The sequence below is a fragment of the Sphingobium terrigena genome, assembly GCF_003591655.1.
Lineage (GTDB): Bacteria > Pseudomonadota > Alphaproteobacteria > Sphingomonadales > Sphingomonadaceae > Sphingobium > Sphingobium terrigena.
Genome location: NZ_QVRA01000035.1, coordinates 14273 through 32041 on the forward strand (window position 1 = coordinate 14273; position 17769 = coordinate 32041).

The window sequence follows — 17769 nt, forward strand, 5'->3', positions numbered from 1 at the left end:
CCTACTCTGATTGTAATGCCGCCTGATATTCGGCAATGAGTCTCTCACAGATGGATCGGGCCGGTTGGACGGCAGTGGTAGCGCCGACACCGTGGCCTGCCGACCAGATCGTCTTCCAGGCCTTGGCCTCCTCCGAAACCGAAAGCGCGCCATGTGGCTCAGGGAGAGTCGCGGCTTCCAGCGAGGGCCGGAGAAAATTGGCCCCGACGCCGGTGACCCGGTCCGTATAGACGATATCCGCTGGTCCGGCCCCGATCACCATGTCTTTCTGTGCCGGCGAGGCGAGACTCTCTTCCGACGCGATGAAGTGGGATCCGATATAGGCAAGATCGGCCCCCATCATCTGCGCGGCCGCGATCTGGTGGCCGCGCGTGATGGCGCCGGAAAGCGCCAGCGGCCCCTGGAAGAAGCGCCGTATCTCGTCAACCAGTGCGAACGGGCTCATCGTGCCGGCATGTCCCCCCGCGCCGGCAGCGACCGCGATCAGACCGTCGACGCCAGCTTCGAGCGCCTTTTCCGCATGACGCACGTTCGTCACGTCGTGAAAGACCAGCCCGCCATAGCCCTGAACCACCTGGACAAGATCCGCGATGGCGCCGAGCGAGGTGATGACCAATGGCACATGGTGCCGAACGATCAGTTCCAGATCGGCGTCGAGCCTCGGATTGCTCTTATGGACGATGAGGTTGACGCCGAAGGGCGCCGCTCCCGGCATGGGAGCCAGCCGCTCCTCGATTTCATCCAGCCATTCACCGAAACCTTGACTGGTGCGCTGGTTGAGCGCCGGGAAAGTACCAAGCAGTCCCGCCTCGCAGCAACTGACGACAAGGTCCGGTCCCGACACAAGGAACATCGGCGCAACGATGGCTGGAATGGCCAGCCGCTTTTCGAGGCTTGCCGGAAGCGTCAAAACACGTCGTCTTCCAGCGCCATCAGCGACTTCTTGCCCGCCTTGATCGCCAGGAAGCTGGCGGTCGCCTGAGGCAGGATACGCTCGAAGAAGAACGTCGCCGTCTTGATCTTGGCATCGTAGAAGCGCTTGTCCTCGCTGCCGAAGAAGAGCTGCAAGCCTGCGATCTTGGTCGCCTTGGCAAAGCAATAGCCCATGGCCACCAGGCCCATCAGACGCAGATAGTCCGCCGACGCCGCGCCCGCCTCTTCGGGATCCTTGAGCGCCCGCTGCGCGACCGTGGCCGTCGAAAGCTGCAGCGCCCCGAACGCCTTGGCGAGCGCCTCGATCATCGGCTTCATCGGTCCGTCGACGTTGTTTTCCTCGATGAAAGCCGACACCGGATGGAAGAAGCTGCGCAGATAGCGGCCCATATGGGCGCCGAGCTTGCGGCCGACGAGATCGAGCGCCTGAACGCCGTTCGTCCCCTCATAGATCATGGTGATCCGGGCATCGCGGGCATATTGCTCGACGCCGCTTTCGCGGATGTAGCCGTGGCCACCATAGCATTGGACCGCAAGGTTCGCGCTGTCGAACGCAAGGTCGGTGAAGAGCGCTTTGACGACGGGGGTCATGAGCGCAATGAAGTCACTCGCACGCTGGCGCACTTCGGGTTCGGGAGAATGTTTTTCCGCGTCCAGGGCGCGCGAGACCCAGGCCGAGAGCGCCCGGCATCCCTCATTATAAGCCCGCATCGTCATCAACATGCGGCGAACATCGGGGTGAACGATGATCGGATCGGCTGCCTGATCGGGATATTTGGGTCCCGAGAGCGCCCGACCCTGAATACGATCTTTCGCATACCAGGCCGCCGCCTGATACGCCGCCTCGCCCACACCCAGGCCCTGGATGCCGACGGAGACACGCTCCGTGTTCATCATCGTGAACATGGCGGCCATGCCCTTGCCAGGCTCACCGACGATCCAGCCGATCGAATCATCGAAGTTCATCTGGCACGTCGCCGACGCCTTGAGACCCATCTTGTGCTCGATCGCGGCGCAGGCGACGCCGTTCGATTGACCGGGAGTACCGTCCTCCCTGGGCAGATATTTGGGGACGAGAAACAAGCTGATGCCCTTCACGCCCTTGGGGGCGTCGGGCAGGCGGGCGAGCACGAGATGGATGATATTCTCGGTCAGGTCATGCTCACCGGCGGAGATGAAGATCTTGGAGCCGGTGACCTTGTAGCTGCCATCGCCCTGCGGGACCGCGCGGCTGCGCAGGAGCCCGAGATCGGTACCGCAATGAGGCTCGGTCAGGCACATCGTGCCGGACCACTGGCCGCTCACCATCTTGGGCAGGTAGGCCTGCTTGAGCGCGTCACTGCCATGGCCCTCGATCGCAGTGGTGGCACCATGGGTGAGGCCCGGGTAGAGGCCGAAGGAGAGGTTGGACGAGCAGATCATCTCCTCGACCAGCTTGTTGACCGCTTCCGGCAGCCCCTGCCCACCCCATTCCGGATCGGATGCGAGCGCGGTCCAGCCACCTTCGGCGAACTGCTTATAGGCTTCGGGGAACCCCGCCGGCGTCCGCACGACGCCGTTTTCCAGATGACACCCCTCCTCGTCGCCCGACCGGTTGATCGGCAACAGGACGTCGCGACAGAAGCGCGCCGCCTCCTCGAGGATCGCATCGGTGAGATCCGGTGTGAACTCCGACAGCGCGGGAATATCCCCGAAGCCGTCATCGGCATGGAGTTCGTTGAGCACGAAGCGCATGTCGCGCAACGGGGCGTCATAGACTTGCATATTTATATCTCCTGACCGGTCGGCCATCCGGCCGCCGGCCGCCAATCAGTTACGCAGCGGCTTGCCGGTGACGAGCATCTGCTCGACGCGCGCCTGGGTCCGCGGGTCGCGCACCAGTTGCATGAAGGCCTTGCGCTCGAGCGCCAGCAGATCCTCTTCGGTCACGATGTCGATGAGATCCTTCTCGCCGCCCGTCAGGACGTCGGCGAGCGCGCCGGATACGACACCATCGTAAGATGTGGCGAGGCCACGGGCCTGGAAGCCTTCGACAGCCATCGAAAGAGCGGACTTGCCTCCCGCGCCAGGCAAGCGGAATTCCGGAGCCACAGGCGGTTTGTAACCGTCGGCCAGTTCCAGTGCCTTCGCCTTGGCGTCCGCCAGCAGACGGTCCCGGTTCATCGTAATGCCGTCCGAGGGACGCAGGAAGCCATGCTCCTTCGCCTCGGCGGCCGACTTTGCCACAGTGGCTGTCGATACCGTCTCGAAGACCTTGGCTACGGCCGGCATCGGCCCCTTGGGCATGCCGGGACTGGAGCGCCAGCGATCGATCATTTCACCGCATCCGCCCCAGCCAGGGATCAGACCCACGCCGCACTCGACCAGACCCACATAGCTTTCGGCATGGGCCTGCACGGCATCACTGTTGAGCAGGATCTCGCAACCGCCGCCCAATGCCATGCCGGCCGGAGCGCTCACGACCGGGAACAGCGCATATTTGAGCGCCTTGTAGGCCTGCTGCCCGCCCGCGACGAGCTTTTCGATCTCGCCCCATGCCGCGATGTTCAGTGCGAACAGAGCAAGACCGAGATTGGCGCCGGCGGAGAAATTGCTGCCCTCATTATAGACGACGAGCGCCTTGAACTTGTCCTGCACGACCGGGATCGCCTGACCGATCAGCTTCATCACATCGCCGTCGAGCGCGTTCATCTTGCCGGTGAACTCAAGGCAGGCAACGCCGTCGCCGACATCCCAGAGTGCCGCCGAACCATTTTTGAGGATCGGCTGGCTATGGAGCTTGATGTCTTCCAGCAGCAGCACGCCCTCGGGCCGCACGACATCATGATAGTCGCCGGCGGCATCGAGATATTGCCGACGGCCGTCCTGCACCCGGTAGAAAGGCCGATCTCCGGCTACCTTGAGGATCGCGGGAACATCCCGCCCCTCGGCGGCCAGCCGTTCGGCGAGCTTGCCCGGCCCGAGGCGATCGATCAGTTCGAACGGCCCGAACTTCCAGTTGTAGCCGAGCTTCATCGCGTCATCGATGCCGACGATGTTGTCCGCAGCTTCACCGACCAGACTCGCGGCATAGGAAAGAACCTTGCCGAGAATTTCCCAGGCATAGGCGCCGACCTTGCCGGGCGCAGCAACCAATGCTGCCAGGTCCTTCTCGGCCCGGCCCGGCAAGGAAGCCGGCTTCACCGATACGCGATATTCGCCGGTCGCGAGATCGAGCGCTTTCTTGGTCTTCGTCGCCTTGTCGAACGCGTAGAAACCGCCCTTGCCCTTCCGCCCGGTAAAGCCTTCCGCGATCATCCTGTCGACGAGCGGCATCGGCCTCACCGTGTCGAAATAGGCGTCACCTGCCGGCAGCGTCGAGGACAGGCTCTTCGTGAGCAGCGGCATGAGGTCGACGCCAACGAGATCGACAAGGCCGAAAATGCCGGTCTTGGGCACGCCCATCGGCTTTCCGCCGATCTGGTCGGCTTCCTCCACCGTCAGCCCCTGGTCCATCGCGGCATTGATCGCGACGGCCAGCCAGTAGGTACCGATGCGATTGGCGATGAAGCCCGGCGTGTCCCGCGCCGGCACGATGCGCTTGCCGAGCTTTCGATCGACGAAATCCGAGACGCGCCTCGCCACAGCCGTATCAGTGTCGGGGCCGGTCACGATTTCGATGAGCCGCATGTAGCGCGGCGGATTGAAGAAATGGGTGATCAGGAAGTCCTGTTTGAACTGATCGTCCCGCCCCTCGACCAGATGGCCAAGCGGAATCGTCGAGGTATTGGACGATACCGCCGTGCCCGGACGCTTGAGCTGCTCGAGCTTGGCGTAGAGCGCCTGCTTGATGTCGAGCCGTTCGACGATCGCCTCGACGATCCAGTCGCATTCGGCCACCCGCTCGAGATGGTCGTCGATATTGCCCGTTTCAACGAGCTTCGCCGCAGCCTTCGACATGAAGGGCGCCGGATCGGTCTTCAGCATCTTCGCGACCGCACCCTTCGCCACGGCGTCACGATCGCCGCCCTCCTTGGGCACGATATCGAGCAGCAGCACCGGCACGCCGGCATTGGCGACCTGCGCTGCGATGCCGGCGCCCATGACGCCTGCGCCGATCACGCAGACCTTTTTGATGGTTTCCGGCGGGGCGCCGACTGGCTTGATGGCCTGCTCGCTCATTCCGCCGCCTCCAGCACGGTGGCGATGCCCTGACCGCCGCCGATGCACTGGGTGGCAAGCGCATAGCTGCCGCCTTCGCGCTTCAGCAGAGCCGCGGCCTTGCCCACGATCCGCGCACCGGTCGCCCCCAGAGGGTGGCCTATCGCGATGGCGCCGCCGTCCAGATTGACCTTCGACTGGTCAAGCCCCAGGTCGCTGATGCAGGCCAGTGACTGGCTCGCAAAGGCTTCGTTGAGCTCGACAACGTCAAGCTGGTCCACACTGAGCCCCGCCCGCTGCAGCGCCTTGCGCGAGGCCTCGACCGGTCCGATGCCCATGATCTCCGGCTGGCAGCCAGAGACAGCAACCGACTTGATGCGGGCAAGGATCGGCAGTCCATGCGCGCGCGCATAATCCTCGCTCGTGACCAGGATTGCGCTTGCGCCATCGGTCAGCGGCGAGGACGTTCCCGCCGTTACCGTGCCGTCCTGGCTGAAGGCCGGCTTCAGCCCGGCGAGGGTTTCCGTCGTCGTGCCGGCACGCGGCGTGCCATCCTTGTCGACCACGCCCGCCTTGGTCGTGATCGGCACGATCTCGGCCTCGAGCTTGCCGGCCGCGATAGCCGCGGCCGCCTTGTCCTGACTGGCGACCGCAAAGGCTTCCTGCTGGGCACGGGTGATCTGATATTTGGTCGCGATATTCTCCGCCGTGTCGCCCATGCCCATATAGGCGGCGCTCTTCTTCGCGAGCTCGGGGTTCGGCAGCGGATTGAACCCCATCATCGGCACGCGGCTCATCGACTCCACGCCCGCGCAGATGAAGGCCTCGCCGGCGCCAAGCTGAATCTGGCCCGCAGCGATGTGGACCGAGCTCATCGACGATCCGCAGAAGCGATTAACGGTCATGCCGCCGACAGAGAGCGGCAGGTCGGCGAGAAGACCGATAAGGCGCGCGATGTTGAAGCCCTGCTCGCCTTCAGGAAAAGCGCAGCCCAGCACGATATCCTCGATATCTTCGGCCTTCACGCCGGTCTGCTGAATCAGTCCGCGAATGACCTGAGCGGCCAGATCGTCAGGGCGGACGCGCGCCAGCGCGCCCTTGCCTGCCAGGTGAAAGGGGGACCGGGCATAGCCCGCAACAACCACATTACGCATCGATGATAGCCTCTCCAGGGAATCGGACATCTGATTACCTAATGGTGCGTGAAATGACGTTTACGTCAACTAAAATCTTGGCACTCTTCTCACGCCGTCGAGGGAATCGTCATGCACCGGTTCCCGGGAGGCTTGATATCGGAGGTCTTGGCCGAGGAACGTACGGATGCTCGCCAGTGAAAAACCGCGCACTCTCATCCCGGCGATGATGCTCGCGCCCGTCTTATCGACGGCTGCGCCTCTCCCCAAGCGCCACTGCACCTGTTTTCGAAGGCGCACACATGCGATTTTCTGAGCATCCCCTCCGGCGTCAGATCGTCGGCGAAATGCATCTGCGCCGTTTTCCTGCACTCGAATTGCCCGCCATGGCATTTCAGACGGTTCGCCTGGTCGATGAGAATGACCGGGAGAAGGAATGGCTGATCCTGCAGCAGCGATGTGCCTCTGGACTCGATCGCAACCTGCGCCACCTGGAAACGGAGTGGTCCGCCAACGGGCGGCTGGCCTGGGAAAGGCACAGTGAAGCGGTCACCACGACGCTAACGTCAACCTCGGTCAGCGCGGACGCGCAGTTCTGGTCTGCTCCCGACGTCGGCCCCTTCAGTGATACCTTGCAGTGGATGGAAACGCTGCCGGGCCTGGTCATCCGCGCAACCCACATCGTCGTTGTGGCGAACGATAGCTACGCCGAGCCGGTTGTCGATCGGGCCGACTTCCATCCGGGCCATCTCGTCTCCTGCATCATCGGGGATAGCGTCCGGATCTGGAGCGACTTTCGCATTCACGCCGGCGGCCACGGGCGCCTGGTCGTTGCCGCGAACGGGGCGGCTGACGGCGAAGTGTCGCGTTCCATCCAGCGCATTCAGGAACTGGGCAATTATCGCAATCTTTCCTTGCTTGAAGGCACGCACAGATCAATAGCTTGACGGCGTCACACACGAACACGCCCGAACCCTGACGACGGGGCCAGCAGCGCCTGACCCCTCCAATTCGCACACAACCTAATAGGCATTTTGATGACGCATTGAGCTATTGACTTACCTATACGTCATTGAGATGGTTATGGGACGCTGATTTGCCGCATATTGGCTCCAGACGTGAAACAGACGGTCGCCTGAAGGCGCGCGGAGAGGAACAATGTCGATCATTCTGACACTACTGGCTTCGAGCACTGCATTGCCCGCCGACACCGTTGTCGGTCGCTGGCAAACCGAGAGCCGTCATGGCGTCGTGGAAATCACCCGCTGCGGGCAATCGATCTGCGGTGCCTTGATCAGTTCCGACGGGATCAAAGCCAACCCCGAACTACGTGACGAAAAGAACAAGACCGCTGCGTTGCGCGGTCGTCCGCTTCGTGGATTGCAGATTCTGCAGGGTTTTACGTGGAAGTCGGGCAGTTGGTCGGGTGGTTCCATCTACAACGCTGAGGATGGCGGTACATACAGCGCGACGGTCACGTTAGCCGATCGGGATCATTTGCGCCTCAAGGGCTGCATCGTCTGGCCCCTGTGCAAGACGCAGACATGGACGCGCCTCCGATAAGCACGAGGAATTTGACAATCACGAAAGGGGAGATGGGCGTGGCAGGCAAAAATTGGAAAGTTGGGATCGCAACATCGGCCGTGGCGGCTGGATTGCTCGCGCCGCAAGCCGCGAGCGCGCAGGCCTTTTACCTTCAGGAACAATCGTCCAGAGGTGCCGGACGAGCCTTTTCGGGCGAGGTCGCCGACCAGGGCGTACAGTCCCTCTGGTGGAATCCGGCTGCGATCGCAGGCATGGAAGGAGTCGATGCCCACCAGGCCGTAAGCGTAATCCTTCCCAAAGGGTCGGTTGACAATGTCAACACGCTCATTGTCCGTCCCGGGCAGTCGGCTGCGGCTGTAGGCGGGAGCCAACGCTCTCGTGATCCGATCAATAATGGCGTACTACCCTCCGGCGCGATAGCCGTCGGCCTGACATCACGGCTCGCTTTGGGGCTGACCGTCGCCTCCCCTTATAGCTTCACAACCAATTATGATGCCGACAGCTGGGCACGGTATAGCGCCGACAAGACCAAGCTGCGAACATACGACATCCAGCCATCGATCGCCTACCTCGTTACGCCAAATCTCAGCATCGGCGCCGCGCTTAATATCGAATATGCCGACGCATCATTGTCCAACTATCTGCCGAACCTATCGCCTCTTCTCGCCGACGGCCACCAGGAGCTGAAAGGCAATGGTTGGGATCTTGGCTGGTCGGCCGGGCTGCAATATCGCGCCGGCCCCATGCAACTGGGCGCCAGCTACAAGTCGAGCGTGAAGCATAATCTCGACGGTTCGGTGACGACGACCGGTCTTCTTGGTCCGCTCGCCGGGCAAAACAGCGTAGTGAATGCAAACGCCACGTTCGAGACCCCCTGGCAGGCGATCTTCGGAGCGCGCGTGGCGGTGTCGCCCAAGGTCACCCTCAACGGTCAGGTGACCCGCATGGGTTGGTCGAAATTCGACGCTATCCGGCTCGGCGCGCCGCTCAACGTTTCAATCCCGGAAAATTACCGGGACACTTGGAGCTTCGCAGGCGGCATCGATTACGCGGTCACACCAGCCTGGACCGTTCGTGCCGGCGTTCAACACGCCCAGACCCCGACGCGCAACGGCAATCGGGACGCTCGAGTGCCTGACAGCAACCGTTGGAATTTCGCTGCCGGCACAAGCTATGCCGTGTCTTCCCGGTTCACGCTCGATGCGGGCGCAGCGTATATTACGTTCAAGGATACGACTATTGATCGCACGACAGCGGCCTATGCCGGCACGGCCGTGCAGACGCCGATCCTGATGGACGGCAAGCTCGAGGACGCGCACGCCGTCGTGCTGTCACTCGGCGGACGTTTCCACTTCTGATGCTGGAGATCGCCATGCCCCAGCCCGCCATCAGCGCCTTCCCGTCGATACCGGAACCGGCAATTCCGCCACGGCTCCTGACCGACCTCCTCGACAATGCGTTGAACCTTTATCCCGAACGCGTCGCCATCGACTTTCTCGGGCGAACCTGGACTTATGCGCAGGTGGGGCAACTCGTTCGCCGTGCAGCACGTGGATTGCAGGATCAGGGGCTGCGCAAGGGCGATCGGTTCGGCCTGTGCCTGCCGAACTGCCCCTATTTCGCGATATTGTACTTCGCGGCGCTGCGCGTGGGTGCGATCGTGGTCAACTTCAACCCGCTCTACACGGAGCGCGAACTGGAGCATCAGATCCGGGACTCGGGAACGCGCATGATGGCGGTACCGGACGTCCGGATAATCCACGAGAAAGTGCAAGCCGTCGCGCCACGTGCCGGGCTGGACAAGATCGTGTTGTGCGGCATGAGGGATATGCTGCCCTGGCTGCAAGGCCTGGGCTTTGCGCTATTCAAGCGAAAAGACCACGCGCGGATACTCGACGAAGGCCTTCATGTCCGGCTCAAGGCGCTTCTCGCCCATGATGCCGAACCTGACGCGGTAGAACGTCACCCTGATGATGTCGCGGTCCTTCAATATACCGGAGGCACAACCGGCGTGCCCAAGGGCGCAATGCTGACCCACGCCAACCTCACGGCGAACAGCGCCCAGATGGTGGTGCATGTGGGAGGACTTCGCCCGCAGCAGGAGAGAACTCTCGGCGTCCTGCCCATGTTTCACGTCTTCGCACTCACGACGGTGCTCAACTTCTCAGTCGAAATCGGCGCCGAAATCGTCCTGCTGCCACGGTTTGAGATGAAGCAGGTTCTCAACACGATGAAGCGCAAGCCGCCGACACAGTTCTTCGGCGTGCCTACGATCTATGTTGCCCTGAACGCGCTTCCGGACGACGAGATACCCGATCTCTCGGCCGTGCGCGCCTGTATATCCGGCGGCGCACCGCTCCCGCTCGAGGTACGCGAGGAGTTCGAGGCACGCACGCGTGCCAGGGTCGTGGAAGGATATGGGCTCTCCGAAACCGCCCCGATCATCGCCTGCAACCCGTTGTTTGGGACGGTGAAGGACAATAGCTGCGGCCCAAGTTTCCCCGGCACCATCATCGAGATCCGAGATCCGGAGAATCCCTCGCGGGTTCTTCCCCAGGGAGAACGCGGAGAAGTGTGCGCCCGCGGCCCTCAGGTGATGAAGGGCTATTGGCAGCGCCCTGCAGAAACCAGTGCTGTCTTCGTCGATGGCGCGCTACGAACCGGCGATATCGGCTATTTTGATGAGGATGGCTATCTCTTCCTCGTCGACCGCATCAAGGACATCATCTTCTGTGGCGGATATAATGTATATCCCCGGATCATCGAGGATGCGGCCTACCAGCACCCGGCGGTAAAGGAGGCGATCGCAATCGCGATTCCTGACGCCTACAGAGGTCAATCTCCCAAGTTGTTCATCGCGCTGCACGAGGGATCGAACCTGACCGTCGATGAACTCAAGGTCTTTTTGCAGGATCGCCTCAGCAAGATCGAGATGCCCAAGGCCTTCGCATTCCGGGACAGCCTGCCCAAGACGTTGATCGGCAAACTTTCGAAGAAGGATTTGATCGAGGAGGAGAACAAAAAGCTCGCCTGAGCCTCTATCCCCTGTCAAGCTACGAGGCTTATGCGCTTGAGTGGTAGGGTAGCCGTGATTGGAGGACAGGGAGTGGATGGCATGGGGAACTCGCTCCACCTCGCCGAGGACGATGAAACGCTTAAGGACGCGGATCGCGACAACCCCACGCACAAGGGGAGAACCCGCGCAAAGGATGCGGATTTACAAGTGTACGGCATCCAGGATGTCGCTCAGGAACTCGGACTGACACTTCGCACGCTACGCTTCTACGAAAAGGAGGGGCTTATCGCCCCTCAACGGGTAGGCAGTACCCGGGCATATTCCAGGCGTGAGATCGGACGCATACAGCTGATTTTGCGCGGCAAACGCCTTGGCTTCTCCATCAAGGAAATCAAGGAGTTTCTCGATCTCTACGATGCCGATCCCGAGCATAAGGAGCAAATGGAGCGATTGATTGCCCGCATCCGGGAAAGGTTGGTCGACTTGAAGACGCAGCGCTCTGCGCTCGACCTGACAATCGACGAGCTTACAACCATCGAAGTGGAAGCGATGGCAAAGTTGCAGCGATAATTTGGTCATCCCATTCTCTAACCGAGCGGTAACGCTTGATCGCGGTGCCCCCGATCCAATCAAGCCGTCAAGCGACGAGCGCCGCGCCGATCGCTAAGGCCGCCCCAGAACCGCGCCATGATCATCCAGGCGATGCCCGACGCGGTCATCGCCCCGCCGACCTGCCATGGCTCGAGGCCAAGCACGCGCGCGATGGGGCCCGCGAGCGCCACGAACGACATCATCGCCATCGAGCAGACGAAGGTCTCGAACATCAGTGGCTTCATGCTGAAAGCGCCTGATGCTTCCTCCCCCACTTGTTCGTCGCCTGTCGCTGTCGCAGCTTCGGTCATGCTGCTTCGTCCCGTGATGCGACCGGCGAACGGCCACCATTCCAGAGCAGCGCCGTCGAGACGGCATAGACAACGAGCCAGCCGAGGTTGAACGCGGCGCCGTCAAGCCAGGTGTGCGCCGGCTCGGGCAGGATGCGCGCGATCAGCATGCCGATCGCGACCAGCGAGACGGGATTGGCCAGCGCTGCGAACCAGCGTGGCCAGGCGGTGCGGCCCAGCGCGATGACGATCCCGAGGAGCAGCAGCGCCAGGCCCAGCGTCACGATCGGCATCAACCAGGCGATGAGCAGGACATGGTAGAAGTGCTGGCCGAGATCGAGCAGCGCGCCATGGGCCGCGGCCGGCGTTTCGAGGATCGTCTTGTAGGCCATGCCGACATAGTAGAAGCCCGCATGGCCGAGCGGAGACCAGGCGTTGCCGGCGACCAGCAGGACGAAGGTCAGCCAGCGCCACCAGCCCATCGCCGGACGCAGCCCTTCGAGCAGATGCCAGCAGCCCGCGAGATAGAAGACGATGCCGGCATCGGCCACCAGCGCGCCCGCGGCGAGCCGCGCCTCGGAGGATGGAAGCATCAGCGCGACACCGTCGAACTGGATGCGATCGGCATAGGTCTTCAGGATCAGCGGATAGTCGTCGGGACTTGCCCTAGCCCCGATGATCAGCGCGTCGCCGAGCGTCCAGAGGATCGCGCCGATCACGCCCGCGATACCGCAGAGACGAAGAAGCGGGAGCCGCTGGATATCCGTCATAGGCTTGTCCTTGCTTCGGCGCGGGATCGATCGACGAGACGCATGATCTCCTGGGCGATCAGCTCGGGCTCGCTGAACGGAACCATTGCCAGCGCTACCGTCGCCTGGCGGCCACGGGCAAGCCTCAGCCCAAGGTGACCACCGCGATCGCGCGTGAACTGTTCGGCTATTGTCAACGGGCACCGAAGATTCCGCAAAAGTGGGCATCTAAAATTCCCTAGTTTGGCGGGAGGGTTTGTGTCGGTGATCAGCCGTGATGGAGATCGGGCTTTTCCTTTGCTGGCGGGCGGCCGCGCCGCTTTGGCAAGGGCGGCGGGTTGTTGGACGGTGCCATGCGCGCATGCTCGGGCAGCAGGTCGGCGTGCTGTCGCATGCGATAGCTGGAGCCCTCGATCTGGATGACCACAGCGTGGTGAAGAAGGCGGTCGAGCAGCGCGGTGGCCACCACCGGATCGCCAAAGACATCACCCCATTCGGCGAAGCCGCGGTTTGACGTCAGGATCATGGCACCCTTTTCATATCGGGCGTTGACGAGCTGGAAGAAGAGATTGCCGCCGCCGGGCGTGACGGGAAGATACCCGATCTCGTCGACGACGAGCAGGGAGGATCGGCATAGGAAGCGGATCTTCTCGCGCAACGTGCCCTCGCGTTCAGCCTTGGTCAGTGAAGCGATCAGATCGGCGAGCGGGATGAAGTAGACGCTCTTGCCCGCCTTCACGGCCTCGACGGCAAGGGCCGTGGCGATATGGCTTTTCCCGGTACCGGGCGGGCCCAGCAGATGCACCACCTCGGCCCGGTTGATGAAGTCCAGGCCAGCGAGCGCCAGGATGCGGTTCCGGTCGAGCGATGGCTGGAAGGAGAAGTCATATCCGTCCAGCGTCTTGATGATCGGCAGCCTTGCCATGCGCAGGGCTGCCTTGATCCTGCGGTTCTCCCGGAGCGACAGTTCTTCGTTCAGCAATATGTCGATGGCCTCGATGCCATCGATTTTGCCCTGCTCTATGCCGCGCAGGGTGGCGTCGAGCATCTCCAGGGCGCGTGGCATTTTGAGATGGACCAGGCTGCGGCGGATATTATCGACGCGGGATGCGGCACCCCCATGGTTCATGGCCGTTCTCCCCGCGCCAGTTGGCTGCCGATCGCTTGATAGATGGCCAGGGAGCGCACGGTGACATGCTCGCCTACACGACCGATGGCGATTACCTCTTTACCATGGATACGGCGCTTGGCGCCGCTGCTGCCTGTCCGGTGCGCAGGATCGATCCTGCACTGCCGGCGCCCCTCAAGAACCGGGTGCTCGGCAATGACCTGGCCCCGGTCTACGATCCGGATCTTGTCGGGCAACTGCTGGATTTCGACGACGCGCCGGGTGCGATCGGGAACGCTGTAGTAATTGCCGCCGACCGAGACCATCCCATCGTGGCTGACGCGGCGCTCCAGCTTCAGAACAGCGTCAAAGCGGCCCGCCGGAAGCAGCTGCAACTCAGGCTGCTCGGCGGCGAAGGCTTCAGCAATAATCCGCTGCGTCGTGCCGTGGACACGGACGTTGGCGACGGTATCGAGCCAGTCGATCAGCTGGACATTGAGATCGTCCAGATTGCGGAAGCTCCGGCCCAGGAAGAAGTCCTTGCGGATATAGCTGAATGGCCGCTCGACCTTTCCCTTGGTCTTGGCCCGATAGGGACGGCAGGCGCGCGGCACGAAGCGATAATGCCCGGCCAGAGCCAGCAATGATCGATTGTAGATGATGTGGCCCTGATCATCTTCCCCGGTCACAGCGGTTTTCATGCGATCGTAGAGGATCTCGATCGGGACGCCGCCGAGCGCTTCAAAGGCCTGCATATGACAGCGCAATAGGCTTTGGAGATCCTGATGCATGACGTAGCGCGCAAACAGGAAGCGCGAATGTCCCAGCACCAGGCTGAACAGCCAGACGATCCGGCTGACGCCGGGCTCATCGGTAAATTCGACGACGAACCGGGCAAAGTCGACCTGTGCCTGCACGCCAGGCGGCGTCTCGAACCGAACCTCAAAGGGCTTAGGGCCGTTTTCCGGCCGGATTGCTGCCAGGAACCGCTTTACCGCGGTATAGGCGCCCATATATCCCAGCTCACGGATTTCCCGCGTCAGGCGCGCCGCCGTCAGATCGGGAAAGGCCGTCACTCGCTCACGCAAAAATTCCAGATAGGGTGCCAGTTTGTTCGGTCGACCCAGCATGCGAGGGCCGTAAACCGGGGCCTCGATGCCCCGTTCGATATATTTTCGGATGGTCTTGGGATCGCGACCAGTGCGTCGGGCAATGGCGGATATCGATACACCCTGCCGATGTAGTTCGAGGATCATCATCAATTCTCCAAGTCGGATCATCGGCCCCGTCTTCGCGTCTGCAAAGGAGATGAGGACAATGTCGGCTCATCTCATTCTGCCGGGGCTAGCCCCGGCAGAATGAGATGAAGGGGCCACCAACTAGGGAATTTTCAAAGCCCACTTTTGCGGAGAATTGCACGACCGATGACAGCTATGCCTGGGACATCGCCCGTCGGGTGTCGCCGGCGATAGCCGGCTGATCCACCCACGACATTAACGAGAGGAGGCGCCAGCGCACCAACTGCATAGCCTTGGCCGACGTGCCGCGGGCACCCGACTGTGATGGGCAATCCACGGTGTACGGTGGGGCAGGTTCGTCCGACGCCCGAACTTATACGGAGGATAGGCCCAGCGACGGATACGGGTAGTGCGGTAATCAACCCGCGGATGAGAGCATGATCAATCGTCGTCGATCAGGCGCCCGCGGCACACCCGCCAAGGTCAATGCGACCGCTGGTCTCGAGGCCAGCGAAGGAGTAAACTCGGCCAGCGTCTCGGATGGCAGTCATGAGAGCGTATATCTGTGTCCGTTTTATGTGACGCCCCCGACATGGCGGTTTGAGTAGACGCGGAGAAGGGCGATGTCGCCCTTCTCCGCGCTCAGTCAGGCGGCGAGCAATTCGTCCGCCGGACCGAAGAATTCGTAATGAATGCGGTCGGATGGGACGCCAGCCAGCGACAAGGTCGAGACGGCGTGCCGCAGAAACGGGCGTGGTCCGCAGATATAGTAATCGGCCTCACCTACAGGCGTGTTGGCGACCAGCCATTCATCGGTAATGATGCCGGCGACGTCATAATCCCGTCCTGCGACTTCATCTTCGAGCGGGGTCTGATGAAAATCGGTGACGGTGATTGACTTGCCCCGCCCAGCGACAGCGCGAACATGATCACGCATTGCGTGGGTATCGCGGTCATGAGTTCCGTGGACATAGTGCACGGGGACTCCCGCCTCGCCCTCAGCAAGCGTTTCGAGCATGGCCACCATCGGGGTCAGCCCCACGCCGCCCGACAGGAGGATCACCGGGCGTTCGACATGCGCTGCCAGGAAGAATTCGCCTGCAGGCGCGGCAACTTTGAGCACCGTGCCCGGCTTGGCTTCATCATGAAGCCAGCCTGACGCAAGACCAAGCGGCTCACGCTTGACCGAAATGCGATAGGTTTCGCCGTTGGGGGCTGCTGAAATCGAATAGTTGCGCTTGACTGGCGGATGTCCCGGAATTTCAAGCCAGAAGGTCAGATATTGCCCGGGCTTGTGCCGCATGACGGCCCCGCCATCAACGGGGCGCAGAACGAAGGAATTGATGACGCTGCTCTCACGCACGACGTCCTCGACGCGAAAATCGCGCCAGCCATTCCATCCGCCGGTCGCATCCTTCTGTTCTGAGTAGACTCGCTGCTCGCGGGCGATCAGGATGTTGGCCAGGAACCAGTAGGCTTCGCCCCAGGCAGCGAGAATCTCATCGGCGGCCGCATCCCCCAGCACCGCCTTGATCGCCCCCAGGAGCGCCTCGGCAACGTGCGGATAATGTTCGGGCAGAATTTGCAGGCCGACATGCTTCTGCGCGATCCGCTCGACCGCCGGGGCAAGCGCACCGAGATTTTCGATGTTGCTCGCATAGGCGAGAATGGCGCCGGTCAGCGCCCGCGGCTGCGAACCGGCATCACCATGGTGCGATTGGTTGAAAAGGTCGCGAATGTTCGGGTTCTGGAACATCCGGGAATACATCTCGTTCACGATGTCGAGGCCATGCGCTTCGAGCGCGGGGACGGTCGCCTTGACGAGCGCAATGGTCTGATCGCTGAGGGGCTGCGTCATCAACTTCTCCTTTTTGAATGCGTTGAAAATCCCGGAATGTCAGAGCTTGGGAATGTGATCGTAAAAATCCACCTGCATCTTCATCGGCCCTGTCGGCGTTACGAAATGCGGTTGCTGAGGGAGAATCAAGCCAGGCTGGTCAGGCGTCAGGACGATCTCCGAAGGTGGCTCGAGGTAGGTTAGCCGGAGTTCGCCCTCCAAAACCCGGATCACGCCCCAAACACCAGCCTTCGTGTCATGTCGCGCGCGCAAGGCAGCCGGCAGAGTGTCCTGGTTGAACACCGGCGTGGAACGGTAAGGCAAGATTTCAGCCATGGGTTTGCCCTGGTCGCTCGATGGCATCCTTACGTTCCGCGTTGGCGACCGATGCAGCACTCCGTTCCTCCAGTTGGAAGAACATCGCCAGTTGCAGGCTCTCGGCGATGCGCCGCGCCTTCGCTTGTAGCGCCGCTGCCGCTTCGGGCGTCATCCTGTCATTGGTCGTTTGAACCCAGAGTGCGAGCCAGCGCTCGAACAGCGCGGGCGTTATCCTGGCCTTATGCTTCAAATGGGCCGGCACCGGTTGCCCCTTGTATCGGCCACTGGTGAGCATGACGGAGGACCAGAACGCAGTCAGCTTCCCAAGATGCTCCGGCCAGTCATCGATCGCATCGTTGAAAATCGGCCCAAGCGCGGGATCGGCGCGGACCCGCGCGTAAAATTCCTCCACCAAAGGAGTCAGCTCTTCTTCTCTGATTTTCGAGACACCGTCCACGACTCGCGCTCCAATCATGTATATATAATACATCGATCATGATTGCGCATAAACGCAAGGCTAGCGCATATTTCCAGGTCGTCGGTCGCGGCGATGTACACAGCCTGAGAAACTGCTCAGCCCCGCTAGTTTAGCCTTGAATCCGAAACACGAAGGCATAGCATCAGCCAGCGACCCGAAGGAGTCTCGGTGAGACGTAGACACCTTTCCTTGCCCGCCCGTCAAAAGACGGGCGGGTTTTCTTTTCCGATTCCGTAGGACATTCGCTGGAACGCTAATCCGCGTGATCTGGGCCCCTGTGCATTATGCGGACACAGATTCACGGTAGCGGTTTGATGAGCAGCGGCATGAGGCCATTGGCGTCGAGATCGAGGTGATCGGACCAGACATAATCGCCGGTGAGATTGATGCGAT

The 17769-nt window shown here is 61.8% G+C and carries 17 protein-coding genes; 5 read left to right on the top strand and 12 right to left on the bottom strand.

Translation table 11 applies throughout. From position 1 onward, the window contains the following. Position 1: 1 nt before the first annotated feature. The 4 genes from D0Z70_RS21955 to D0Z70_RS21970 are packed head-to-tail and all read right to left on the bottom strand — an operon-like array spanning position 2 to position 6227. Positions 2-910, bottom strand: coding sequence for an NAD(P)H-dependent flavin oxidoreductase (locus tag D0Z70_RS21955; protein ID WP_017503706.1), 909 nt, complete (start codon positions 908-910; stop codon positions 2-4). Further along, positions 907-2697 (bottom strand): acyl-CoA dehydrogenase C-terminal domain-containing protein, encoded by a 1791-nt coding sequence (locus D0Z70_RS21960; protein WP_017503705.1) that lies wholly within the window; start codon positions 2695-2697, stop codon positions 907-909. The genes D0Z70_RS21955 and D0Z70_RS21960 overlap by 4 nt, the downstream gene beginning before the upstream one ends. A 45-nt stretch (positions 2698-2742) precedes the next feature. Further along, on the bottom strand, positions 2743-5094 hold the full coding sequence (locus tag D0Z70_RS21965) for a 3-hydroxyacyl-CoA dehydrogenase/enoyl-CoA hydratase family protein (protein WP_004206971.1): 2352 nt from the start codon (positions 5092-5094) through the stop codon (positions 2743-2745). After that, a complete protein-coding gene (locus tag D0Z70_RS21970) occupies positions 5091-6227 on the bottom strand; it encodes a thiolase family protein (protein WP_066861522.1) in 1137 nt (378 codons plus the stop codon). Before D0Z70_RS21970 ends, D0Z70_RS21965 begins: the two co-directional genes overlap by 4 nt. Before the next feature lie 281 nt (positions 6228-6508). On the opposite strand from D0Z70_RS21970, the gene D0Z70_RS21975 reads away from it, so the two are divergent. From D0Z70_RS21975 to D0Z70_RS21995, 5 genes are all read left to right on the top strand, one after another. Further along, positions 6509-7153, top strand: coding sequence for a DUF3422 family protein (locus D0Z70_RS21975; protein WP_119750082.1), 645 nt, complete (start codon positions 6509-6511; stop codon positions 7151-7153). A 211-nt stretch (positions 7154-7364) separates the two neighbouring features. Beyond that, a complete protein-coding gene (locus D0Z70_RS21980) occupies positions 7365-7769 on the top strand; it encodes a DUF2147 domain-containing protein (RefSeq protein ID WP_026109759.1) in 405 nt (134 codons plus the stop codon). A 32-nt stretch (positions 7770-7801) separates the two neighbouring features. After that, positions 7802-9109: an OmpP1/FadL family transporter gene (locus D0Z70_RS21985; protein WP_036526777.1), complete on the top strand. Its 1308-nt coding sequence runs from the start codon at positions 7802-7804 to the stop codon at positions 9107-9109. Continuing rightward, positions 9109-10785, top strand: a complete 1677-nt coding sequence (locus D0Z70_RS21990; RefSeq protein ID WP_017503286.1) for a long-chain-fatty-acid--CoA ligase — start codon at positions 9109-9111, stop codon at positions 10783-10785. Before D0Z70_RS21985 ends, D0Z70_RS21990 begins: the two co-directional genes overlap by 1 nt. An 81-nt stretch (positions 10786-10866) precedes the next feature. Next, a complete protein-coding gene (locus tag D0Z70_RS21995; RefSeq protein WP_017503287.1) occupies positions 10867-11337 on the top strand; it encodes a MerR family transcriptional regulator in 471 nt (156 codons plus the stop codon). 59 nt (positions 11338-11396) lie between these two features. Here the strand turns inward: D0Z70_RS21995 and D0Z70_RS22000 are convergent, their stop codons facing one another. The 8 genes from D0Z70_RS22000 to D0Z70_RS22030 form a co-directional block, all read right to left on the bottom strand. Beyond that, on the bottom strand, positions 11397-11669 hold the full coding sequence (locus D0Z70_RS22000) for a hypothetical protein (RefSeq protein ID WP_017503288.1): 273 nt from the start codon (positions 11667-11669) through the stop codon (positions 11397-11399). Then, positions 11666-12418 (bottom strand): DUF6796 family protein, encoded by a 753-nt coding sequence (locus D0Z70_RS22005; RefSeq protein WP_004206961.1) that lies wholly within the window; start codon positions 12416-12418, stop codon positions 11666-11668. The genes D0Z70_RS22000 and D0Z70_RS22005 overlap by 4 nt, the downstream gene beginning before the upstream one ends. Beyond that, entirely contained in the window at positions 12415-12594 is a 180-nt protein-coding gene (locus D0Z70_RS25250) for a hypothetical protein (RefSeq protein WP_220475693.1), read from the bottom strand. The genes D0Z70_RS22005 and D0Z70_RS25250 overlap by 4 nt, the downstream gene beginning before the upstream one ends. A 71-nt stretch (positions 12595-12665) precedes the next feature. Then, positions 12666-13526: an IS21-like element helper ATPase IstB gene (istB, locus tag D0Z70_RS22010; RefSeq protein ID WP_119750084.1), complete on the bottom strand. Its 861-nt coding sequence runs from the start codon at positions 13524-13526 to the stop codon at positions 12666-12668. Then, entirely contained in the window at positions 13523-14785 is a 1263-nt protein-coding gene (gene istA, locus D0Z70_RS22015; RefSeq protein WP_119750086.1) for an IS21 family transposase, read from the bottom strand. Before istA ends, istB begins: the two co-directional genes overlap by 4 nt. A gap of 604 nt (positions 14786-15389) precedes the next feature. Next, the gene (hmpA, locus tag D0Z70_RS22020) at positions 15390-16601 is read right to left on the bottom strand and encodes an NO-inducible flavohemoprotein (protein WP_088183878.1); all 1212 of its coding nucleotides are present in this window, start codon (positions 16599-16601) and stop codon (positions 15390-15392) included. Between the two features lie 39 nt (positions 16602-16640). Continuing rightward, positions 16641-16916 carry a TehB family protein gene (locus D0Z70_RS22025; RefSeq protein WP_004206958.1) on the bottom strand — a complete coding sequence of 92 codons (276 nt, stop codon included), beginning with the start codon at positions 16914-16916 and terminating at the stop codon, positions 16641-16643. Next, complete coding sequence (locus D0Z70_RS22030) at positions 16909-17388, bottom strand: group III truncated hemoglobin (RefSeq protein ID WP_017503290.1); 480 nt, start codon at positions 17386-17388, stop codon at positions 16909-16911. Before D0Z70_RS22030 ends, D0Z70_RS22025 begins: the two co-directional genes overlap by 8 nt. Positions 17389-17769 lie beyond the last annotated feature (381 nt).